Raw genomic sequence first — 20,646 nt, forward strand, 5'->3', positions numbered from 1 at the left:
TTGATATGAGAGCATGAAGGTTTAGAACAATGTCTGTATTGATAAGATCAACCCTTCTGGTGATGGCAGCCAGCTTGTCATTATTTGCGGGCGCGGGTGCTACCCTTGCCGACCCTGCCGAAGCCGTGACTGCACTGAATGTGCGTACTGGCCCCGGAGCAAGATTTCACAGAATAGCAACCTTGGGCCCGGGCGAGCCGGTCCATATCAGAGAATGCGTGCGCAATGGCTGGTGCGAAATCAATTTCCGCCATCGCATCGGTTGGGTGTCCGGCCGATATCTGGATGTCTATGACGAAGAGCCCATCTATGTCGCGCCCCCTCCCCCTCGTCGCACCGTCATCATTGAGGTGCCCGAAGAGGACTATTATGATGAGTCGGACGAAGTCATCGTGATCCAACGATCTGAACCGGATGTCATCATCACAAATCCCGACATCTATGATGATGACGACCCACTGATCGTCACTCTCGACGATTAATACCTCATCTGCAAAATCAATATGGTAGGGCTTTGGGAAAGTCCCACCATATCTATAAGCCAGCATAATACCACCACCTCGAAAGCTGCATATTTCCAATGGTCATCATCGGATGAAGAAGAATATTGTCCTTTCTTTTCCAGCCGATCATTTGATGATCCAAAATCCATATTTCTGGATCAAACTTTCTACCCCGGCTCGAGCATCTGCTCCATTGTTCAAGCATCTTGCAAGGAATGATCGAGACCATGTCTTGCTGTCTGCCATTTCAATGAAATTCATGAGATTGAACAGCCAGACCATGCACGAAATCTCGATCCTTCCTTGATCTCCAAACCTGATGCAGCGCCCTCGCTCATCCCTCAATCCCGGAAAAATCAAGATGAAGATATTGGAAATTCAAGCATCGGCCCGTTCCGAAGGCTCCATCACCCGCGCCCTGACACAAAAGATGATTGCACAACTGACCACGGCCCATAAAACCGAGGTGCTTACCCGCAATCTGGCCGAGGGCATCCCCTTTGTAACCAATGACTGGATCAACAATGATGATCTGGCACGAAAAACAAGCAACACTTTGATTGACGAGTTGGAATGGGCTGATAGTCTCGTTATCGGCCTGCCAATTTACAATTTCGGAATGCCAGCCAGTTTCAAGGCCTGGTTTGATCAGATTGCCATGGCGGGGCGCACGTTCCAATATAAAGACGGCTGGCCTGTTGGCAAACTCAAGGACAGGCCTACCTGGGTCATCATTGCCTCCGACGGCGTCCCTGTGGGCTCAGAATATGACTTTGCCACCCCCTGGTTACAAACCGCCTTCAAGATGGTGGGTATCAATGACATCCGTTTCATCAATGCCGACGGACATCTTCTGGATGATCAATGTATAAAACAGGCTGAGACCTTCATCAGCAATTTGCAGATCAGTTAGGACGTAAACTCATAAATATGGTGCATTCTCAAAGCGCTGCCGGGGCACAAACAGCCCCGGCAGCTTTCATCAATCTATCGCGTCACAAACCCGCCATTGACAAAGAAAGTCTGTCCGGTTGCCCAACCTGCCGCATCACTGGCAAGAAAGACAATCCAGGGGGTGATGTCCTCGACCTTTCCCAGTCGGTTGGTCACACTGGCACTGGCCAACCACGCTAGTGTTTCTTCTGTTTCAGCGTCTCTGAGAAATGGCGTATCCAATGGACCCGGACACACCGTATTCACCGTAATGCCTCTGGATCCCACCTCCTTTGCCAACGCTTTGGAGAAATCCTCCAAAGGTGCCTTGGAACCGGAATAGGCACTGTAATATCCGGTGAAAGCACCAAGCAAGCTGGTGCCAATATTGATGATGCGCCCATCATTGCTTACACGTTTGGCCGCTTCACGCATCAGAAAGAAGGCAGATTTGGTATTGAGTTGGAAGAGTGCATCATATTGTGCTTCACTCACCTCATGCATTGGTGCTTTATGCATCTTGCCTGCGTTATTCACCAGGATATCAAGAGCACCATAGTCGGCCTCAATATGATCAAATAACAACTCGACTTCCTTCAGCGACGTCAGATCAGCCTGTATCGAGGAAACCCGTCCACCAAAATCCCGAAGGCTTTGCTCCAGATTGGCAGCATCTTCCTTCGACGCATTGCTATGATAATGAATAATGACATCTGCACCTGCTTGCGCCAATGCTCTGGCAAAGCCCGCTCCCAGATTTCGGGATGCACCCGTAACAAGAGCGATTTTACCTTTCAAGGGATTTGCAAATATGCTCGCCTGCCCTGATGCAGACACAGGTATCTTGTTTGGCATTTCAGGCATGATCAGCCTTTCCAATCATGAAAATCAATAGGTGAATGAAAAGATCAGGCAGCAGCAAAGGCTCTGTCCAGAAGACCGGTTTCAGCATGCTGCTTGACGCTGGTGACCAATCCGCCATCCAGCGTCCAAACATGGGTGAACGGAACAGCAAATTCCTCATTTTCTGCCTTGACGCGTCCCATATAGCGACCAATGACAACAACCTTGTTTTTCTCTTCCAGGATCAAGTCACGCTCTACACGGAACTCACAAAACATGGGCATCAACTTTGCGAAAAAATTCTCATAGACATCCTTTGGTCCTTGATAGACCCCTGCACAGGGGAAACTCTCGCAAATAGAAAAACTGACAGTGTCAGCAAAAAGAGCGGGATCCCGTGTTTCATACCAGGCGATGACAAGCTCTGAAGAATTCATGATAATTCCTTTGAATGATTGAGAGACTTGTAGTATGTCATCGAAAAGATATGCGGAAAAATCGATTGTTATGCTCGGAGGTATTGATTTGAACGATATCAAAGGAATCGATCTCAATCTTCTCAAGGCATTCGTGGTGCTTTTGGAAGAGCGCAACGTCACCTATGCTGCTGATCGGCTGAGGCGAGGACAGTCGGCCACCAGCGGTATGTTGGCAAGACTTCGCGATATGCTGGGAGATGAGGTCCTTGTACGTTCCGGTCGCGATATGGTGCCGACACCGCGCGCTCAGGAATTGCTGCTGGAAATCAAACCAATGCTGGAGCGTCTGTCAGTCATCCTGAATCACGCTCCCTCTTTTGATCCTCGCAAGACAAAGCGACAATTTCGCATCGGTTTACCAGATGATCTGGAACTGGCACTTTTACCTTCGCTCTCAAATGCTATTGCAAAAGAAGCACCAAACGCCCAGATCCTTGTGAAATCCATCGACTATGAAACGGTTTGTGAAGCAATCGACAAGAATGAAATCGATCTTGCTGTCACCGTATATGAAGAACCACAAGAATCCTGGCATAGCATTGATATAGTAGGAGACACGCGTTTTGCCTGTGTTTTCGCGCCAGAAACCCTTCTGGCAGATCCGCAAGATCTGGAGGATTTTGTGCAGGCCCGTCATGCGCTTGTCTCTGTCGTCGGCGATGCCCAAGGCATTGTCGACATATCCTTGCAGCAGATATCCAGAATGCGCAAAATCAGTTTTGTGGTGCCGCATTTCATGGCCCTGCCCCCGCTCCTTCAGGCCATGGATCTGATTGCCACCGTTCCCGATTATGTGGCGGCCCGGTTTGTTCAGGATTTTGATCTCTCCATGTGTGCACCTCCTATCGATCTGCCACCCTACCCGATCAAGATGATGTGGCATCGCATACGCGAGCGCGACAATGCAGACATCTGGTTCCGCTCTCTTGTGAAACGAGAATTGAAACAGGTGTTATTGTCATGACCTCACATCAAGACAAACCGATGATCCATTCAGGACTTGAGAAATCGATGCAGGAAGGACAACAGCCATGACAGTCACCACGCTTCCTCAATATTGCGACGAAAACGTACTTCTGGTGCCGGACGGATTGTTTGGTCTTGCTGATGCCACACCTCTCATGGCCCATCGAAATTCTGGAATATTCCATAAGCTCATTTCACGGGAGATGACGGGAATAGAGTTTTTCACCAACATGCCCTGTCTGGCCTATGTCGTTCGAGGTGTGGAAACCTTCTATTCGGCAGATGATGAGGAATTTATCATTCATGCAGGGGATACGCTCCTGCTGCCACGTCATCATTATATGATTTCCGATTTCCATAGTACAGACGGTCCTTTGGAAGCATTCCTGTTCTGCTTCAGCGATGACGTCATCAAGGAATTCTTGAAGATAAAATCCGCTGCCGAGGTACGTTCTGGAAAAAGCTCCCCTGCCCTGTTCCGTGGATCGGTCAATCTCACCGCCTATATCAATGCATTGCCGCAGGTCTATGACACCTTCTCGTCAAGTGCAGCTCTGGTAAAGCTGAAATTGCTCGAACTTCTCATGTTGCTTGATCATCATGATACAGGACAATTGGTGGATTTCCTTGCAACGCAAAATGCATCACATACCCGGCGCAACATTCGTCAGATCATGCGCGAACATGCCATCAAGAATTTCACGGTATCAGATTTTGCCCGCCTGTCCGGACGTTCTCTCTCCACCTTCAAGCGCGACTTCAAACGAGATTTCGGCATATCGCCGAGCAGATGGATGCGAAATGCAAAACTTGAAGAAGCTCGTGAGTTGGTATTGGAAAGCCCCACCCCGATTCTGGAAATTGCCCAGCATGTCGGATATGCCGATGCCTCTCATTTCATCAAGGCCTTCAAGGCACGCTATGATGCAACTCCAAAGCAGCTGAGACGCAGTTTGGCAGAATAGACCGACAAAACCGCACTACACTCGAATTAGTGAGCCAAAATCACTATTTTTAATCTGCACTTTCTATGGGCCTCTCAAAAAACCGACAATACTGATCATCATCAAGACTTTGATAATCAGGAGATTTTTATGAGTATCTGGGTAACACTGGAAATGACCGTCAAAGAAGGTGCATTTGACAAGCTAAGCGAGTTTCTCAAGGCCAACTTGCCCAATGTTCGCGGTTTTGACGGAGCTTTGCAGGTCACACTTTATTATGATCAGGCGAGCCGTAGCTTCCTGCTCCAGGAGGAATGGTCCAGTCAGCAACATCATCAGGCCTATCTCAAGTTCATCGAAGAAAAAGGCGTGATGGGAACTCTGCTTTCTTTCATGGAAGGAGCACCAAAGGTTACCTATTACAACAGACTGGTGATGTAATGGCAGAGCACTTTGTTGCCACCCTGTCGCGCAGGAACCTGATGGTCGGGCTGTGCGCTATTCCTGCCAGTCTGACCCTGGCAAGGATGTCCTTTGCAAGCGCGCTTTCCTCCCCCAAAAGCGCGGTTCAGAACGGCCCCGTTCATCACATGATATCGCTTGAAGCAGGTTCGACCGAGACAAAACAGTTGCTGGCAACGTTACGCCGGCAACCAGATTGTCTGAGTGTCAAAGTTCTGCTTGGAGAGGACCAAAAAATCACCCTCTGGCAGGAATGGAGCCATTCCGACGCATGCACCGCTTTTTGGAGCGCTCAAAAGCAGGAAAACGCGGGCAATGTCCTGCAGCGACTGGCCCTGTAAACACCATGGTTGCCACGATTAAATTGAGCCATCTATATCCATATGACGCCAAGCAAGTCTGAACCGTCATCACGGATTTCAATCATCTGGCGACAGTTACGAAAGGCCTCCTGGCCTTTCGTAATTCGCTCAATATGTGATCCATCCTCAATCCATACCTTGTCTATGAATTCGCATCCCCTTTTGGCGGGGGTGTCCAGCCGCGCTCGGACCGCTCAGAGGCATCATCCCTGTCCGCTTTCATCAGCTCATAGAGAGTATCGGCATGGGCACGCATGGCATCGATATAGGATGCCGAGACCCCATCCTCATTCCAGCTTTGCCGCAGGCTTGCCACAGCATCCAGATCGTGTTCACGGAAAGTGCGCCCAGCCATTTCCGCCCGAAACGGATGATAACCCAGTGACACCAGCGCATTGCAGCCCATGGCAAGACCCGCTTCAAAAGTCTCACGCTCCACATGATGCGCTCCGGCATTTTCCAACTCATAAATATGATGGCGATCTCGAGCTCGGGCAAAGATCTTGATGTTCGGATAGGTCTTGGAGACATGCTCCACCATCTCCGTCTGCTTCTCGCGATCATCAAGTGCCGCAATGAACAGATCGGCCTTGTGCAACCCGGCGCTATGCAGCAGATCCGGTCGCGTGGCATCGCCATAATAGGCGCGAAAGCCGACCTTGGTCAGGTTCTCGATGGTCTCGGCATCATGATCGAGCACCGTCACCTTGAAACCATTGGTCACCAGAATACGGGTGATGATCTGCCCGACACGTCCCAACCCGGCAACCACCACTTCGCCCTGCTCATCAATGACATCTGCGTCCCTGTCGGCAGAGGTAACAGCGCGCGGTGCAATCACCCGCTCATAGAAGATGATCAGGGCTGGCGTGAACAGCATGGTCAACGCCACAACCAAAGTCATGGGCTTGGCGATGGAGGCATCCAGCACCCCGGCAGTCGTGGCAAAGCCAAACAGAACGAAGGCAAATTCGCCAGCCTGCGCCAAGGCCAGCGAGAACATCCAGCGGTCCGCCCCATACAGACCGAAGATGGTGCCCAAGACAAACAATAAAGCCGCCTTCACCACCATCAAACCCACAGCCAGACCGACCAGCCCAAGTGGGTTGGAGAAGAGCAATTGAAAATCAATACCTGCCCCAACAGTGATGAAGAAGAGCCCCAGCAACAGACCCTTGAAAGGCTCGATATCGGCTTCCAGCTCATGGCGATATTCGCTATCAGACAGCACCACCCCGGCCAGAAATGTACCAAGCGCCGGAGACAACCCGACATAATTCATGGCCAGTGCAATGCCTATCACCAGCATCAAAGCCGCAGCGGTAAAGATCTCCCGCAAGCGAGACTGAGCAATGAAGCGAAAAATCGGCCGAATGATGGTGCGCCCGCCAAGGATGATGGCAATGATCACACCCAGCACCGACAGCCCCTGCGCCCAGCCCGGCAAGCTATCGAACCAGGTCGGCGCGCCATCGGAACCGCCGCCGGCGGCATGGGCCACACCCAAACTGATGGCATCAAACAGCGGCGCAAAAGCGTCGCCATTGATCATCGGCCCTGCCTGCACCGCCAAAAGCGGCATCAAGGCCAGCATCGGGATCACGGCAATGTCTTGCGTCAGCAAAACCGAGAAGGCGCTATTGCCGCCAGTGCTGCTCATCCAGCCTTTTTCATTCAGTGTTTGCAGAACAATGGCCGTAGAAGACAACGCCAAAATCATGCCAAGCGCCAGCGCCACTTGCCAGCTCAGATCAAAAGCCAGAGCAATGCCAGCAAGGACAGCTGTCGTGCCCACCACCTGCAGGCCACCAAGCCCAAGCAATTGCGCGCGCATGCGCCACAGCACGGCGGGCTGCAATTCCAGCCCTACCAGAAACAACATCATCACCACGCCAAATTCGGCAAAATGCTGCAGATCGGCGGTCTCGCCCCCGACCAGACCAAGCACGGGTCCGATGGCGACACCGGCAATCAGATAGCCAAGCACAGAGCCAAGGCCCAGCTTGTTGGCCACAGGCACCGCAACCACGGCAGCCACCAGATAGACAAAAGCAGCGGCAAGCAATTCCATCAGGCATTCTCCATCTGCAGGGCTGGACGGGGCAGGATCTGATTGAGCGAGCGCGCAGATTTCGCCGCTTTCAGATCCAGCGTGCCATCACGAAGGCTGATCAGAAGATTTTGCCATTGCTGCATATGGCGTTTGTCGCTGCCCATCTCCCGCGCCCGGCCGGATGAGAAAAGCGCAAAGGGGGCCAGATAGGTCATCCGGCACAGATCGAAGCTTTTCTCAAACGGGATCAACAGAGTGCGGACATCCGCCCCATTGGCCCCTTTGGGCTGATAGGCCTCTTCCATCGCACCGCAACTGACAGCATTGAAGACATATTTGCCTTCCAGCGCATGGCTGTCATGCCCATAGGCAAACCCATATTCCAGAACCCTATCCTGCCATTCTTTCAGGATAGCGGGAGAGGAATACCAAAAAAGCGGATGCTGCAGGATGATCACATCATGGGCCAACAGACGGGACTGCTCCTTATCGACATCAATGCAAAGCTGCGGATAATCGGCATAGAGATCCACGCATGTAATGCCTCCCATCCTTTGCGCCAGTTCAAACATCGGTCGATTGATCTCGGACCGATCAAGACGGGGATGGGCCATATACAACAATATCTTCATGGTCGCGATCCTGCGCTAAAAGCCTTTCTCGTGATTTTTGATCAGCGCAAAAGGCTTTATCTTTTTTGAAACGAGTTCTTATCCGAAAAGTCTGCAGCTTTTCAGGAACGCGCTTTGGGTGGTTCAGACGGAGTGGTGCATTTGACAGTAAACCACATTATCGGCATTGTTTTTCAAAGATCAGCAACAATTTTTCAATTCCTGAACATGTCGCAAAAGCTGCCCAGCCCAATAGAAAAGCCTTCCCGATGAATATCCCATCATCGGAAAGGCTTTGATCTTTTTGGCCGCATCACCGGCCCTCTCCCCCTCCCAAACCACCCACGAGGGTACCATGACGGGTGGTTTGGGAGGGGGAGAGGGCTGGCCCGGAACTTTGAAAGCAGACCTTAGTGCCAAGCAAGACCTGGGAAGAGGATGAGCAATCCAACCGCCAGCATTTGCAACAGGATGAAAGGCAACAGCGAGCGGAAAATCTCACCAAGGCTGATATCGGGCGGTGCCACGCTTTTCAAATAGAATGCAGCGGGGCCGAAGGGTGGCGACAGGAAGCTGACCTGCATATTCATGGCAAACAACACACCAAACCAGATCGGATCATAGCCAAGGCTGGTCACGATGGGCACGAAGATCGGCATGGTCAGCAAGGCAACGCCAACCCAATCCAGGAACATGCCCAAAATGAACAAGATCAGCATCATGAACAGAATAACGATGGTCGGATTGTCCGAGATGCCGGTGATCAAGGCCTGAACGAAGCGAATACCGCCCATCAGGTTGAAGACGCCAACCAGAGCCGATGCGCCAATGCCGATCCAGACAATCATGGCAACCGTCGACAAGGTCTGACGGGCCGCACCCATCAAGAGGCCGAGCGAGAATTCGCGGCGCAGCATGGTGGAGAGCGCCACGCCCAGAACCCCGAGGGCGGAGGCTTCGGTCACGCTGGCAATGCCGCCATAGATCGATCCCAGAACAAAGATGACCACGAGAATGGGCAGAACCAGCCCTTTGAGAAGACGTAACTTCTCGGCACTTGGAATATCTTCCGGCTCACAAATGGGCGCAACAGAGGGATTGGTATAGGCACGTACCAGAATATAAACCGCATACATACTGGCCAGCATCAAGCCCGGCAGGAAGGATGCGGTGAACAGATCGCCAATGGAAACACTTGCCGTCAAACCATAAATGATCAGCACGATGGATGGCGGGATCATGGTGCCCAATGCGCCACCGGCGCAGCAAACGCCAATGGCCAGTCGCTTGTCATAGCCAAGCCGCAGCATTTGCGGCAGGGCGATCACGCCCAGCAAGACCACCTCGCCGCCAATAATGCCGGACATGGCGGCCAGAACCACTGCCACCAAGAGCGTCTGGATGGCAACACCACCGCGCAGCCGACCACCGATCAGGCGCATGGCGTCGAACAGGTCTTTCGCGATGCCGGAACGATCCAGAATAGCCGCCATCAGCACGAACATCGGCACCGAGACAAAGACAAATGAATTCACGAAGCTGAAAATGCGGCTGACAATCAGCGGAATGGCCATGGGACCAAACCAGCCAAGCGCGAAGATCAGCGCCACAAGCAGGGTCACAAATGCCAGCGGCATCCCGGTCAGCAGAAGCAACAGGAGCGATGCGAACATCAAAAGCGTCGCCGTTTCAATGCCCAGCGCCTTGAGGTCGGGTAACAGAGCGAGAAGGTCCATCATTTCCGTCTCAGATAATTGAAAGTGAGAATGAGAAATTGCACGGACATCACGATCAGGATGCCAAGCAAGGCAAGCTTCAGAAGACCCGGCGTTGGCGGATCCCAGGCAGAGCCTGATGTCTCAAGCCGAAAGTCACCGGCGGGGGTAAAGATGGCCCGCTGAACCACCAGCCATCCCGCCCAGGAAAAGAGCATCGAGGCAATGGCGCAGGCAAGAGAAATGACAATATTGAAGATGCGGCGGAGCTTCGGCGACAGCATGTCATAAATCAGCACGACGCGAATGTGCTTGTTCATGGCAACGCCATAGAGCCCGCCATAAACAAAGGTGATGGCCGTCAGGAAAATGACCGTCTCATGCGCCCAACTGGTCGGGGCATTGAAGCCATAGCGCATGATGACCTCATAGATCAGCGCCAGGGCAGACAGGATGATGGCGACCGCGAACACATTCCCCGTTCGGGCAACCCATCGCCCCAGAAATCCGGCTTCCGGAATGGGCTTTTGCTCGCGCTCGTCTCGCTCAGATGTCTCAGATGCGCCAAATTCGTCAGATGCGTCAGTCATTGGTCCGGCCTGTCAAGTTGCTGAACCGGCAACATAGCCGGTCCAGCTTTGGTTGGATCGCAATTTTGGATCTCAATTAAAGACCTCTCCCCCTTCCAAACCGCCCACATGGGCACGTTATCGGGTGGTTTGGGAGGGGGAGAGGGCCTGGCCAAGAAACTAGGCCAAGAGATTACTCTTTGAGCAAGCCTTGTTCGACGAGGTAAGTGGAGAGCACATCATAAACGCGCTGGGCATTTGCTGATTTTGCTGCAACCTTTGCCCACTGAGACTTGGCAATGGCACGGAATTTCGCGCGCTCTGCTGCGGACCAATTGTGAACGGTGATCTTCGGATTGGCATTGGCTTCTGCCACAGCCACCACATCACGCATGGCCAGCTGATTGGTCATGTCGCGCGCAAAATCACGAACGGACATTTCCAGAATGGCTTGCAGATCCGGAGACATCTTGTCCCAAGTGCCTTTGTTCATGGACACTTCGACCAGTGGCATGGAATGGAAGCCAGGATAGACCGGATGACCGGCCACATCATGCATGCCTTGCTTGTGGTTGGTGGAGAAGACGGTGTAGTCAGCCGCATCAATCACGCCTTTATCCAGAGAGGTGAACACCTCGGAGCCTGGCAGGTTCACAGGCGCAGCACCGGCTGCCTGAAACACATTCTGCACCAGACCTTCCGGCGCACGCATTTTCAGACCCTTCAGATCATCAACACCATCGAGCGGCACCTTGGAAATGAAGGCTTCCAGACCCGGAGTGGTCGCACCAATGAATTGCAAGCCATAAGGATTAAGCAGATCATTCATGAGCTGCTTGCCGCCACCATATTCGATGAAGTTCAGCATCTCGGATGGAGAGCCATAAGCCCCAACCGGGTTGGCGATCAGGCTGAAGGCCGCATCCTTACCAGCGAAGTAGGAGGTGTCAGTCACATGGCCATCAATGATGCCAGAGGCAACCGCATCCTGGGTCTCGGTATGTTTGACGATGGAGCCAACCGGCAGCATTTCAATGGTGACGCGGCCATTGGTCAGGGTACCAACCTGTTTGGCCCACTTCTGCTGCAGCTCGAAATTCGGGTTGCCTGATGGATCAGATGACTGAAATCTCAGGGCATAATCTGCTGCCATGGTGGCTGTCGACACACAGCTCAGGGCTGCTGCCATGACAAGGGATTTGATGAGTTTCATGATGGTATTCCTCCCAATAATTATTCATCTCATTTGCAGAATTTGGTCTGATTGATGGGCCAGCTCGGCCAACACCGAGGCGACAATGAGCTCCTGCGGCAGGCTTGCATCAATCGGAATATGCTTCTCCCCCTCACTTGGCGGCTCCAGATCGGCCAGTTGGCTTTCCAAAAGCTCAAGCGGCATGAAGTGATCCTTGCGGCCCGTCATGCGTTCGGCGATCAAGGACTTGGGCGCAGTCAAAAACACGAAGGTCGCTTCCGGCAATCCATCTCGCAAAATGGCGCGATAGGATTCTTTCAGCGCTGAACAGGCCACCACGATGGGTTGGCTTGGATGCGTCTGTTGCAAGGACTGGATCTCGTCGGAAATGCCGCGCAGCCATGGCCCGCGCATGTCATCACTCAGCGGAATGCCCTGCCGCATGGCTTCGATATTGTCCGGGGAATGAAACTCATCGGCCTCGACATAACGCCCCTCCAGACGCTCGGCCAAGGCTTTGGCCACGGACGTTTTGCCAACGCCGCAGACGCCCATCACGATGAGTATCAATGTTTGCTTTTCACGCATTCGTGGTCCCTTAGAGCGCATCCCCGAAAAGTGACTTCACTTTTCGGACAAGAATTCGCTTCAGCAAAGATTCAAGTTGAGGATGACCATAAATGATTGCGCAATCATTTTGCAACAAAAAAAGATTCTGATATAATTTCCCCTTAAATTACAGGATGTTTGATGCATGACTAAAGTGACATTGATTGATGTTGGACGGGAGGCTGGCGTTAGCGCAATCACGGTTTCCCGGGCGTTGCGCTCACCGGAAAAAGTCTCCGATTCTTTGCGCGCCAAGGTCGAAGCGGCTGTGCGTAAATTGGGATATGTGCCCAATCAATCGGCCTCGGCTCTGGCCTCCAGCGAGACCAATTCCATCGTTGTCATGATCCCGTCCATGTCGAACCATGTGTTCACCGACGTCTTGCGCGGCATTGAAGATGCCCTCAAAGACACCCGCATCACATTGCAGATCGGCAACACCGGCTATGACCCGCTGGAAGAAGAACGCATCCTGCGCTCCTTTTTGAACCCAGCCCCCAAAGGCGTCATTCTGGCGGGCATCGAACAAACGGACGAGACCCGATCCATGCTCGCCAATATCGGCGTGCCTGTGGTGCAAATCATGGATTTGAGCGATGCCCCCATCGGCAAGATTGTGGGCTTTTCGCATGAGAAAGCCGCCATGTCCGCCGTGCAGCATCTGCTCGATCAGGGCTATCAAAAAATCGGATTTCTGGGAGCGCAAATGGATCCGCGTTCACAAAAGCGTCTGGCAGGTTTCAAACGGACTTTGCAAAATGCGGACTTGCTGGATGAGCAAGCCATTGTGGTGACCAATCGCCCATCAGATGTGCGTACCGGCTCAAATCTCTATGGCAAGCTGATGCAGCAATATCCGGAATGCGACGCCATTTTCTGCAACAACGATGACATGGCCCTCGGCGTGCTGTTCGAATGCCAGCGGCGGGGCATCAACATCCCCCGCGATTTCGGCCTTTGCGGCTTCAACGATCTGGGCGTCACCGCCGAATGCGTGCCAACCATTTCCACGGTTCAAACCCCACTGTTCGAGATAGGCCAAACCGCAGGCACCATCCTGCTCAAAGGGCTGGAACAATATCCCGAAGACACAATAGATTTAGGCTTCGCCGTCGCCCCTCGCGAAAGCTCACGAAAGTGAGCTGCCTACAAACAGCACTCACGCATATTCGTGGCAGATCAGATCGGCTTCTTCGGGCTGAAGGGCCAGATTGAGCAAGGTGCAATAGCCGCCCTCGCCTTGGCTGTTGGCAGCGTTCTTGTGATAGCGGCAATCCTTACAAAGGCCAAAAGCGCGGCCTTCCCGGCGGCTGATCACATCGCGCAGGCTCTGGGTCAGCACCCCTTCCAACAGCTTACAATCCTCCGATGGCAAATTTTTGAGCGCCTCGATCAGATCAGACGGTTGCTGCACGAGCTCCCGGCCCGTTTGCGTCAATTCATAGGAAATGCTGCGCCGATCTTCCTGAGAGCGATGCTCTTCGACAAACCCCTTGCGCGCCAGGGTCTTGAGTGTTTGGGACATGGTGCCACGGGTGGTGCCCAGATAGTCGGCCACATGGCTGGGCGCATGGGAAAAGCGATTGGAACGAAGCAGATAATCCAGCGCTGACATCTGCGCAGGATTGACCTGATCACTCCAGCGTTCAGACGCAATCAGCCTCCCCAGCCGATCAATCAGCGCCAGAATTTGCCGAAATCTTTGGTCCTTGTCACTGGTTGAGCGCGTGGTCACGATTGGTCCTTTTTCCTTCTAATCCCCTCTTATAGCGAGTCGATATTATAAACGCAATAGTATCGAGTCGAAACTTTTTTCTTGATTTTAGTTTCGAGTCGATACTAAATAGAATGCATTCTTCCTCCCTCAAACTGTTTGGAGTATCGAAATGCCCATGAAATCTCTCTCCCTCGCCTTAGCTCTGCTTGCCGGATCCAGTCTTTCAGTCAGCGCTGGCGGACAAGGGGATCACTCCCATTCCCACGCCATCAATCAGAAAGGCGCGGTCACCTCCGATGCCGACACATCCAAAGTCGCCGCCTTTGACATTCTGGCCGCTCACGTCCATCGCAAGGGCCGGGTCGTGACCTTTCACATGACCACAAATGGCATTGCGGGTAGTGAAAAACCAACGCCCGCAGGCTCCCTTGGTGGTGCTCCTGTGCTGTCCTACGTCTGGCCAACGTCGCTTGATCCGTCCGCTGTGGGCTTCGAAGGCAAAACCGGCATTCTGGCGCTGGCCGCAACCAGTCATCCGGACTTTGACGACACCCCATTCATTGACGAAAATGGCGATGGTGATCTGACCAATGATGGCGAGCAATGGCATAGCCACTGGGTGGTGCTGACGCCCAATGAGGCCTGTGGCAAGAATGCCCTCTCCGTTCGCGACATCCCCGAAGGCCAGACACCAAAGATGCCGGCCACCTGGCCGGGCTTGCCGCTTTTCATCGACAGCCCCGGCTTCTCTCCCGTCTTTGACGGACCGGAAATCGCCATCAATGTCGCCTTTGCCGACAACAATGTACTGGACAATCTGTCCTATGACGGAGTGACGGCAGCGCTGCGCGTCAATGCCAATGTCCATAGCCCGCTTCTATGCGTCACCAATGTCTTTGATGTTGCCTCAGGCGATCTGAGCCTGCCCGGGAAGCTGAACTAAACCTCGGTGCAAATGCGCACCCGGTCGTAGCGCCTTCCCCCTTACACCCAACGCGCATTTGCATCTGGCGGGGCTGCCATCAGCCCTGCTATCCATTTACCAGAGACAGCCATGCAAAACATGGAGCCAAGCCATGATCATCGCCGAAAAAGCCCGCCCTGCCCCAGACTGGCAAGTCAGCCGCTGGTTCAACAGCTCCAAAGCCCTGCAAGTCGGCGACTTTGCAGGCAAGGTCATTGTGCTGGAAGCCTTTCAAATGCTTTGCCCGGGCTGCATCTATTATGGCCTGCCGATGGCCCAGAAAATCACCAGCCATTTCAAACCGGAAGATGTCGCGGTGATTGGCCTGCATACGGTGTTTGAACATCACCACGCCATGGGGCCGGAAGCATTGGAGGTGTTCCTGAAGGAATATCGCATCACCTTCCCCGTCGGTGTCGATGAAAAGGGAGACGATGCCATGCCCCGCACCATGGAGGCTTATCATATGCAGGGAACGCCCAGCACCATATTGATTGATGCGCAAGGGCGCTATCGAACCCGCTATTTCGGCACAGTGGAAGACATGCGCATCGCCGCCGACATCACCAAGCTCATAGCCGAGCGCGATGCAAATCTGGCGATGAATGAGGAAGAAACTTTCACATCAGACGCAGCAGATCTTATCGGAGCAACGAACGATCAATGCACCGATGAAGGCTGCAAACTGCCCTGATAATTGGTCCGGCAAAACATGGCGAGAAGGATAGAAGCCATCTCCTGCCGGACCGCCCAACCCACCCCGGGAAACTGTCGCATAAGAGAGGGTGGGCCTGGTTTCATGATCTGGTCAATAAGGAAGGAAGAGACAAAACCGGATCGTTCACGGAAGGCAAGCAAGGCCTGAACCGGCGTGCCGGTCCAGCCCCTGCTCGCTGTCACGCTTCTTTAAGATGCAGGAAGCAGGACCTTGTCGATCACATGGATGACACCGTTGGACTGTTTCACATCAGCGATGGTCACGGTGGCAACACCGCCCTTTTCGTCCTTGATCTGAATCTTGCCTTTCTTCTGCATCACGGTGAATTTGCAGCCACCCACAGTCTTGACAATATGAGCACCACCATCATCGGCGATCATCTTCTTGATTGCGCCGGACAAGGCCTTGGTGGAAACCACATGGCAAGTCAGGATCTTGGTCAGCATTTTCTTGTTTTCTGGCTTCAGCAAGGTCTCGACGGTACCTTTTGGCAGAGCATCAAAAGCCTTGTTAACCGGCGCAAATACGGTGAAAGGACCAGGGGACTGAAGAGTCTTGACCAGGCCTGCAGCTTTCACAGCAGCCACCAGCGTGGTGTGGTCTTTGGAATTGACGGCATTTTCTACGATATTCTTGGTCGCATACATTGGTGCACCACCGACCATCGGATTAGCGGCCTGAGCAATGACAGGGGCAGCAAGGGAAACAACGGCGGAAATCGCAAGGGCGCGAGCAAACTTTTTCATGTTCAAAAACTCCTGTTTGACCACCTCTGATCGGGTGGAACATAGGAAATAACGAACCCGCTCCAGATTAAGTTTCAGCTTTGCTTCAAAAAATCGAGAAAATTCTCACATCAAAGAAAGAATTTATTTATCAATAACTTGAAGACAAAACAAAAGGCGAGACAGATCCAAAATCCATCTCGCCCCATGATTATTCTCAAAAAACTTCGCTTGCATGTCAGCTTTGAAGGGCATCCTTCAAAGGCCCCAATGCCACCACTGGCCCGGTTGGCAATCCGGTAGGCGAGCCATTCTTGGGCTCAAGACTGACAGCCAGAACAGCGCCACGTGTAAGCTTGGCTGCCAATGGCTCGGACAGATCAAGATCACTGCTTGCAACATTCTGCGGCAGCACACCGAGCGAAACAGGAGATTGCCCTTCCTCAATCACCCAAAGTTCGAAATCCTTCTCCGCTCCCGGCACTCCATTTTTAAACGTGATGCGCAGCTGACCGCTCTGTTGCTCAAATCTCGCATCAAAGCTGGCACGTCCTTCTGTCGCAGCCAGCTCGGCCACAAGGATAGGTCCTTTATCTATCGGCAACAGAGCTCCGCTCCAAAGCCCGACCCCGATGGCCAACACCAGCACCGCAACAGCTGCACTGATCCAGCCACCAAAGCGCTGCCACAAGCCACGTTGGGCCTGTTCCAGGACCTCACCCAGCGGCGAGTTGGCAGCCTCGCTTCCAAACAGACGCCCATCGATGGCAGATTTGATAGCCGCGGGAGGAGTTACCTCCTCATAGGTCTCATTCATGCTGGCGAGCCGTTCCTGCCATTGCACGACCAATGCGGCAAATGCGCTATCCTGTTCGATACGCCGGGCACAGCTCTCCCGCTCTGCCGCGTCCAGAACACCCAGCACATATTCAGCAGCAAGACTGTCATCATCTGCTGGCTGGGCAGGATTGTCAGTCTGATCACGCATTATCCAGGCACTCTCTTAGCTTGGCGAGGCTGCGGCGCAGCCAGGTTCGCATCGTGTTCAAAGGCACTTTATTCTGATCGGCCAGTTCCTGATAGGAATATCCTTCAAGATAGGCCCCGCGCACAGCCTGTGCCCGGTTGCTGTCCAGCTCATCCAGACAAATATCGATCTGCACGCGCTCGGAGCTGGCCATGGCATTCATTTCCGGTGTGGGATCCTTATCCTCCAGCTCCGGCATTTGAGAAATATCCTGATGGCCATCCTTTCGTGCCCGCAACCGGTCAATGCCATGATTGCGCGCAATGGCGATCAGCCAGGACATGGCACTGGCGCCCGAGGCCGAATAGCGATCGGCCCGTTGCCAGATCCTTACATAGACCTCCTGCAAGGCATCTTCGGCCTCTGCCCTGTCATTCAAGAGACGAAGCAGAACACCAAAAAGTTTCGCCGATGTGCTTTGATAAAGCAAATCGAACGCTGCCCGATCTCCCAGAGCAACTCTGGCAATCAAGCCAGATATGTCCTTTGGTGTCAGCACCCTGACCGTCTCCCAATTCCGCAAAACCCCCGCATGAGCGGCCTTTGTCCAGCCATCCCACACAGCATCTGGTCACTTTGAGAAATATAACAACCAAGAAGATTGGCAACCTTTATTTTTGATGACGTGAAACTTTTTTCGCACGCCTTCGTTTCTCCGAAGGAGAGTTGCTTCTCGACGCCAAGATGTCCTCGGAAACACTCTTCAAAACTGACTTCACGGGAGATGAGACTGTGACCTGGACCAGCATTTCAAGCAAGATTTCCGCGCGATTCCACTATCGCGCAAAACCCCACCAAGGCGGACGGCTCGTCTATCGCCAGAGCGTTGCAACCCGTCTGACCCATTGGCTCTGGGCTTTGTGCCTTTTCTTTCTGGCCGGATCCGGTTTGCAGATTTTCAACGCCCATCCCGAACTTTCCTTTGGCGAGCAGTCGGGCGCTGCCACAGGTCAGGTGTTTCTGACCATCGAGGCAAAAGACACACCCAAGGGTCCCGTTGGAATAACCAACTTTCTGGGGTTGGAAATGGACAGCTCTGGTCTTCTGGGGCTGCAAGGTGAAGGATTGTTTCAAACCTATCAGGCCTTCCCCTCCTTCATGACCCTGCCATCGGGCAGAGATTTGACAACCGGGCGCGCCGTGCATTTCTTCTTTGCCTGGCTGTTTGTGGCAACTTTGCTGATCTGGCTGATAGCGGGTCTTCGAAGGGGACCCAAAGGCCATATCATTCAGGATCTATGGATGACAAAGACTGATTGGCAAGCCTTGCCTGCCGATTTCATGGCCCATGTGAAAGGGCAGTTTCATCACACACGGCGCTATCAAAGCTTGCAGAAACTGGCCTATGGCAGCGTCTTGTTTTTTCTCTTCCCGCTGATGATAGCCACCGGTCTTGCCATGTCACCGGGCATGAATGCCATACTGCCATGGTTGACCGAGCTCTTTGGCGGACGCCAGTCAGCCCGTTCCTTTCATTTCATTGGGCTGGTGCTGCTCTTTGGGTTTTTCCTGATCCATATGGCCATGATCCTTCTGGCAGGCCCGATCAATGAATTACGAGCCATCATCACTGGATGGTATCGCACCGATCCCCCCATCTCCCCTTCCCCAAAGCTCGATGATGAGGCCTCACAATGACCCATTCTTCAACCAAGGCAAAAGACCAAAATTCAGACACGAAGGATGGAGCCTCCCTGTCTCGCCGTCAGCTCCTTCGCACAGGCTCCCTTGCCGCATTGGCGGGGCTGGGACTGACCGGCTGCGATGCGCTGGATCAGATGGCGAAAAGCCCCTCGACCACCCGCAAGGTAATGGATAGCGCCCAATCCCTGACTTATCGCTTCCAGCGCATGTTGCTGAATGCCGATGCTCTGGTGCGGGAATATGAGCCTTCGGACATCATTCAACCCATGCGGCCAAATGGCGTGACCGACCCACAAGATGCCGATTATCTGGCCCTGCGCGAAAATGCGTTCCAAACCTACCAATTGCAGATTTCCGGACTGGTAGAGAAACCGCTTTCCCTGTCGCTCGCCCAGTTGATGGCCATGCCGTCCCGCAGTCAGATCACGCGCCATGATTGCGTGGAAGGCTGGAGCTGTATTGCGCAATGGAAAGGCGTGCCTCTGGCTGATCTAATGGCTCTAACCAAGCCGAAAAAGACCGCACGTTATGTCCTCATTCGATGTTATGACACCATCGAACAAGGCCTGTCCGGCGGCTTTCGCTATTATGAAAGCATCGATTTGCAAGATGCCTATCATCCTCAGACCATCCTGGCCTATGAGATGAATGAAGGCCCGCTTCCAATCGAAAATGGTGCCCCATTGAGACTGCGGGTGGAGCGTCAATTGGGATATAAAATGGCGAAATATATTCGCTCCATTGAACTCATCGAAAGCTTTGCCGATATCGAGGGAGGAAAGGGTGGCTATTGGGAGGACCGGGGCTATGCCTGGTATGCCGGTATCTAGCTACTGTATATTCAATTGGCGGATGATTCTTGCTGGCGTGACAACTGGCTTGATCGCATCCTTGCTGATATTGGTCTGGCTTGTTCCAGCCATCGGAGCCGCCTTGGTGCCCACAGTTTACGGATTTCAGCAAATCGCTCCATCCATCTATGCCGAGAACAGCCTGACAGGGCAACAACAGACAAAGCTGCTCCATCAAATTGATCAGGCCCGAATGATGGTAAAAACCACATTCGGAGACAGAACAGCCGCACCCTTATGGCTGATCTGTCAAAGCCAAAGTTGCAAGCAGCGCTTGAAGGGCAAAACTGCCAAGGCAAGGGTTTATGGCTGGCATCTGGTTCATGTCTCGCCTGACGGTGTCTCTCTTACGATCCTCGCCCACGAACTGGCCCATATAGAATTGCACAAACGCCTTGGTCCTTGGCGATATTGGCAGGAAGATTTTCCTGCCTGGCTCGATGAAGGCATCGCCATTCTCACATCAAGAGATAGTCGTTATCTGAAGATCGCCTATGATCAATCGCTGCAATGCCGATCCGATCTGAAAAACAAGGTCACCATTGCCACGCCATTGCCAAAAACGCGAAGAGCATGGCTGAAGCAGGCAGGCGCAAAAGACCAGCCTCTCTATGCCATGGCGGCTTGCAAGACGCTCCTTATCCTTGGCCAGCGCAATCAGAGCGTTACAGACTTCCTGCAAACATCCCTTCATTCCCCATAAAGCACGTCATGCAGCATCAATGCGCTTTGGGCTGTGCGTGGGAAGGAAGCCCG

24 protein-coding genes are annotated in these 20,646 nt (G+C 53.0%); 12 read left to right on the forward strand and 12 right to left on the reverse strand.

Annotation, left to right across the window (positions count from 1 at the left end):
* Positions 1–29 precede the first annotated feature (29 nt).
* Together CRO57_RS13360 and CRO57_RS13370 are read left to right on the forward strand one after the other, a co-directional pair.
* A complete protein-coding gene (locus CRO57_RS13360; RefSeq protein ID WP_097153930.1) occupies positions 30–482 on the forward strand; it encodes an SH3 domain-containing protein in 453 nt (150 codons plus the stop codon).
* 382 nt (positions 483–864) lie between these two features.
* Positions 865–1,416, forward strand: a complete 552-nt coding sequence (locus tag CRO57_RS13370) for an FMN-dependent NADH-azoreductase (RefSeq protein ID WP_170956094.1) — start codon at positions 865–867, stop codon at positions 1,414–1,416.
* Positions 1,417–1,490: 74 nt separating this feature from the next.
* Here CRO57_RS13370 and CRO57_RS13375 read toward each other — a convergent pair whose 3' ends face one another.
* Entirely contained in the window at positions 1,491–2,300 is an 810-nt protein-coding gene (locus tag CRO57_RS13375) for an SDR family oxidoreductase (protein WP_210200863.1), read from the reverse strand.
* A 44-nt stretch (positions 2,301–2,344) separates the two neighbouring features.
* A complete protein-coding gene (locus CRO57_RS13380) occupies positions 2,345–2,716 on the reverse strand; it encodes a nuclear transport factor 2 family protein (protein ID WP_097153933.1) in 372 nt (123 codons plus the stop codon).
* 34 nt (positions 2,717–2,750) lie between these two features.
* Here CRO57_RS13380 and CRO57_RS13385 point away from each other — a divergent pair, with 34 nt between their 5' ends.
* From CRO57_RS13385 to CRO57_RS13400, 4 genes are all read left to right on the forward strand, one after another.
* Positions 2,751–3,722, forward strand: coding sequence for a LysR family transcriptional regulator (locus CRO57_RS13385; RefSeq protein ID WP_097153934.1), 972 nt, complete (start codon positions 2,751–2,753; stop codon positions 3,720–3,722).
* A gap of 67 nt (positions 3,723–3,789) precedes the next feature.
* Complete coding sequence (locus tag CRO57_RS13390) at positions 3,790–4,689, forward strand: helix-turn-helix domain-containing protein (protein WP_097153935.1); 900 nt, start codon at positions 3,790–3,792, stop codon at positions 4,687–4,689.
* Positions 4,690–4,818: 129 nt separating this feature from the next.
* A complete protein-coding gene (locus tag CRO57_RS13395; protein ID WP_097153936.1) occupies positions 4,819–5,109 on the forward strand; it encodes a putative quinol monooxygenase in 291 nt (96 codons plus the stop codon).
* The gene (locus tag CRO57_RS13400; protein ID WP_097153937.1) at positions 5,109–5,471 is read left to right on the forward strand and encodes a hypothetical protein; all 363 of its coding nucleotides are present in this window, start codon (positions 5,109–5,111) and stop codon (positions 5,469–5,471) included. Before CRO57_RS13395 ends, CRO57_RS13400 begins: the two co-directional genes overlap by 1 nt.
* 163 nt (positions 5,472–5,634) lie before the next feature.
* Here CRO57_RS13400 and CRO57_RS13405 read toward each other — a convergent pair whose 3' ends face one another.
* The 6 genes from CRO57_RS13405 to CRO57_RS13430 all read right to left on the reverse strand — a co-directional run bounded on the left by CRO57_RS13405 (position 5,635) and on the right by CRO57_RS13430 (position 12,223).
* Complete coding sequence (locus tag CRO57_RS13405; RefSeq protein WP_097153938.1) at positions 5,635–7,563, reverse strand: cation:proton antiporter domain-containing protein; 1,929 nt, start codon at positions 7,561–7,563, stop codon at positions 5,635–5,637.
* Positions 7,563–8,177 carry an NAD(P)H-dependent oxidoreductase gene (locus CRO57_RS13410; protein ID WP_210200864.1) on the reverse strand — a complete coding sequence of 205 codons (615 nt, stop codon included), beginning with the start codon at positions 8,175–8,177 and terminating at the stop codon, positions 7,563–7,565. The genes CRO57_RS13405 and CRO57_RS13410 overlap by 1 nt, the downstream gene beginning before the upstream one ends.
* Before the next feature lie 389 nt (positions 8,178–8,566).
* On the reverse strand, positions 8,567–9,895 hold the full coding sequence (locus CRO57_RS13415; RefSeq protein ID WP_097153940.1) for a TRAP transporter large permease: 1,329 nt from the start codon (positions 9,893–9,895) through the stop codon (positions 8,567–8,569).
* Positions 9,892–10,461: a TRAP transporter small permease subunit gene (locus CRO57_RS13420; RefSeq protein ID WP_097153941.1), complete on the reverse strand. Its 570-nt coding sequence runs from the start codon at positions 10,459–10,461 to the stop codon at positions 9,892–9,894. The genes CRO57_RS13415 and CRO57_RS13420 overlap by 4 nt, the downstream gene beginning before the upstream one ends.
* 172 nt (positions 10,462–10,633) lie before the next feature.
* A complete protein-coding gene (locus CRO57_RS13425; RefSeq protein WP_097153942.1) occupies positions 10,634–11,653 on the reverse strand; it encodes a TRAP transporter substrate-binding protein in 1,020 nt (339 codons plus the stop codon).
* 24 nt (positions 11,654–11,677) lie between these two features.
* Positions 11,678–12,223 (reverse strand): gluconokinase, encoded by a 546-nt coding sequence (locus CRO57_RS13430; protein ID WP_097153943.1) that lies wholly within the window; start codon positions 12,221–12,223, stop codon positions 11,678–11,680.
* Positions 12,224–12,389: 166 nt separating this feature from the next.
* Between CRO57_RS13430 and gntR the strand changes: the two genes are divergently transcribed.
* Positions 12,390–13,385 (forward strand): HTH-type transcriptional regulator GntR, encoded by a 996-nt coding sequence (gene gntR / locus CRO57_RS13435; protein WP_097153944.1) that lies wholly within the window; start codon positions 12,390–12,392, stop codon positions 13,383–13,385.
* 18 nt (positions 13,386–13,403) lie between these two features.
* Here the strand turns inward: gntR and CRO57_RS13440 are convergent, their stop codons facing one another.
* Complete coding sequence (locus CRO57_RS13440) at positions 13,404–13,979, reverse strand: MarR family winged helix-turn-helix transcriptional regulator (protein ID WP_244580096.1); 576 nt, start codon at positions 13,977–13,979, stop codon at positions 13,404–13,406.
* A gap of 151 nt (positions 13,980–14,130) precedes the next feature.
* On the opposite strand from CRO57_RS13440, the gene CRO57_RS13445 reads away from it, so the two are divergent.
* Positions 14,131–14,904 (forward strand): hypothetical protein, encoded by a 774-nt coding sequence (locus tag CRO57_RS13445; protein ID WP_210200865.1) that lies wholly within the window; start codon positions 14,131–14,133, stop codon positions 14,902–14,904.
* A gap of 133 nt (positions 14,905–15,037) precedes the next feature.
* Entirely contained in the window at positions 15,038–15,619 is a 582-nt protein-coding gene (locus CRO57_RS13450) for a peroxiredoxin family protein (protein WP_097153945.1), read from the forward strand.
* Positions 15,620–15,831: 212 nt separating this feature from the next.
* Here CRO57_RS13450 and CRO57_RS13455 read toward each other — a convergent pair whose 3' ends face one another.
* From CRO57_RS13455 to CRO57_RS13465, 3 genes are all read right to left on the reverse strand, one after another.
* Positions 15,832–16,389 (reverse strand): fasciclin domain-containing protein, encoded by a 558-nt coding sequence (locus CRO57_RS13455; RefSeq protein ID WP_097153946.1) that lies wholly within the window; start codon positions 16,387–16,389, stop codon positions 15,832–15,834.
* Positions 16,390–16,606: 217 nt separating this feature from the next.
* Positions 16,607–17,356 carry an anti-sigma factor gene (locus tag CRO57_RS13460; protein WP_097153947.1) on the reverse strand — a complete coding sequence of 250 codons (750 nt, stop codon included), beginning with the start codon at positions 17,354–17,356 and terminating at the stop codon, positions 16,607–16,609.
* Positions 17,349–17,891 (reverse strand): sigma-70 family RNA polymerase sigma factor, encoded by a 543-nt coding sequence (locus tag CRO57_RS13465; protein ID WP_097154079.1) that lies wholly within the window; start codon positions 17,889–17,891, stop codon positions 17,349–17,351. The genes CRO57_RS13460 and CRO57_RS13465 overlap by 8 nt, the downstream gene beginning before the upstream one ends.
* A 188-nt stretch (positions 17,892–18,079) precedes the next feature.
* On the opposite strand from CRO57_RS13465, the gene CRO57_RS13470 reads away from it, so the two are divergent.
* The 3 genes from CRO57_RS13470 to CRO57_RS13480 are packed head-to-tail and all read left to right on the forward strand — an operon-like array spanning position 18,080 to position 20,593.
* The gene (locus CRO57_RS13470) at positions 18,080–19,033 is read left to right on the forward strand and encodes a cytochrome b/b6 domain-containing protein (RefSeq protein WP_097153948.1); all 954 of its coding nucleotides are present in this window, start codon (positions 18,080–18,082) and stop codon (positions 19,031–19,033) included.
* Complete coding sequence (locus CRO57_RS13475; RefSeq protein WP_097153949.1) at positions 19,030–19,869, forward strand: molybdopterin-binding protein; 840 nt, start codon at positions 19,030–19,032, stop codon at positions 19,867–19,869. Before CRO57_RS13470 ends, CRO57_RS13475 begins: the two co-directional genes overlap by 4 nt.
* A 37-nt stretch (positions 19,870–19,906) precedes the next feature.
* Complete coding sequence (locus CRO57_RS13480) at positions 19,907–20,593, forward strand: hypothetical protein (protein WP_141401249.1); 687 nt, start codon at positions 19,907–19,909, stop codon at positions 20,591–20,593.
* The last annotated feature ends 53 nt before the right edge of the window (positions 20,594–20,646 follow it).

The organism is Cohaesibacter gelatinilyticus, from assembly GCF_900215605.1.
Taxonomy (GTDB): domain Bacteria; phylum Pseudomonadota; class Alphaproteobacteria; order Rhizobiales; family Cohaesibacteraceae; genus Cohaesibacter; species Cohaesibacter gelatinilyticus.

Bases quoted from the DNA above. Each gene is read 5' to 3' on its own strand.
- CRO57_RS13360 (WP_097153930.1), top strand. From the start codon at position 30: ATGTCTGTATTGATAAGATCAACCCTTCTGGTGATGGCAGCCAGCTTG.
- CRO57_RS13370 (WP_170956094.1), top strand. From the start codon at position 865: ATGAAGATATTGGAAATTCAAGCATCGGCCCGTTCCGAAGGCTCCATC.
- CRO57_RS13375 (WP_210200863.1), bottom strand. From the start codon at position 2,300: ATGCCTGAAATGCCAAACAAGATACCTGTGTCTGCATCAGGGCAGGCG.
- CRO57_RS13380 (WP_097153933.1), bottom strand. From the start codon at position 2,716: ATGAATTCTTCAGAGCTTGTCATCGCCTGGTATGAAACACGGGATCCC.
- CRO57_RS13385 (WP_097153934.1), top strand. From the start codon at position 2,751: ATGTCATCGAAAAGATATGCGGAAAAATCGATTGTTATGCTCGGAGGT.
- CRO57_RS13390 (WP_097153935.1), top strand. From the start codon at position 3,790: ATGACAGTCACCACGCTTCCTCAATATTGCGACGAAAACGTACTTCTG.
- CRO57_RS13395 (WP_097153936.1), top strand. From the start codon at position 4,819: ATGAGTATCTGGGTAACACTGGAAATGACCGTCAAAGAAGGTGCATTT.
- CRO57_RS13400 (WP_097153937.1), top strand. From the start codon at position 5,109: ATGGCAGAGCACTTTGTTGCCACCCTGTCGCGCAGGAACCTGATGGTC.
- CRO57_RS13405 (WP_097153938.1), bottom strand. From the start codon at position 7,563: ATGGAATTGCTTGCCGCTGCTTTTGTCTATCTGGTGGCTGCCGTGGTT.
- CRO57_RS13410 (WP_210200864.1), bottom strand. From the start codon at position 8,177: ATGAAGATATTGTTGTATATGGCCCATCCCCGTCTTGATCGGTCCGAG.
- CRO57_RS13415 (WP_097153940.1), bottom strand. From the start codon at position 9,895: ATGATGGACCTTCTCGCTCTGTTACCCGACCTCAAGGCGCTGGGCATT.
- CRO57_RS13420 (WP_097153941.1), bottom strand. From the start codon at position 10,461: ATGACTGACGCATCTGACGAATTTGGCGCATCTGAGACATCTGAGCGA.
- CRO57_RS13425 (WP_097153942.1), bottom strand. From the start codon at position 11,653: ATGAAACTCATCAAATCCCTTGTCATGGCAGCAGCCCTGAGCTGTGTG.
- CRO57_RS13430 (WP_097153943.1), bottom strand. From the start codon at position 12,223: ATGCGTGAAAAGCAAACATTGATACTCATCGTGATGGGCGTCTGCGGC.
- gntR (WP_097153944.1), top strand. From the start codon at position 12,390: ATGACTAAAGTGACATTGATTGATGTTGGACGGGAGGCTGGCGTTAGC.
- CRO57_RS13445 (WP_210200865.1), top strand. From the start codon at position 14,131: ATGCCCATGAAATCTCTCTCCCTCGCCTTAGCTCTGCTTGCCGGATCC.
- CRO57_RS13450 (WP_097153945.1), top strand. From the start codon at position 15,038: ATGATCATCGCCGAAAAAGCCCGCCCTGCCCCAGACTGGCAAGTCAGC.
- CRO57_RS13455 (WP_097153946.1), bottom strand. From the start codon at position 16,389: ATGAAAAAGTTTGCTCGCGCCCTTGCGATTTCCGCCGTTGTTTCCCTT.
- CRO57_RS13460 (WP_097153947.1), bottom strand. From the start codon at position 17,356: ATGCGTGATCAGACTGACAATCCTGCCCAGCCAGCAGATGATGACAGT.
- CRO57_RS13470 (WP_097153948.1), top strand. From the start codon at position 18,080: ATGTCCTCGGAAACACTCTTCAAAACTGACTTCACGGGAGATGAGACT.
- CRO57_RS13475 (WP_097153949.1), top strand. From the start codon at position 19,030: ATGACCCATTCTTCAACCAAGGCAAAAGACCAAAATTCAGACACGAAG.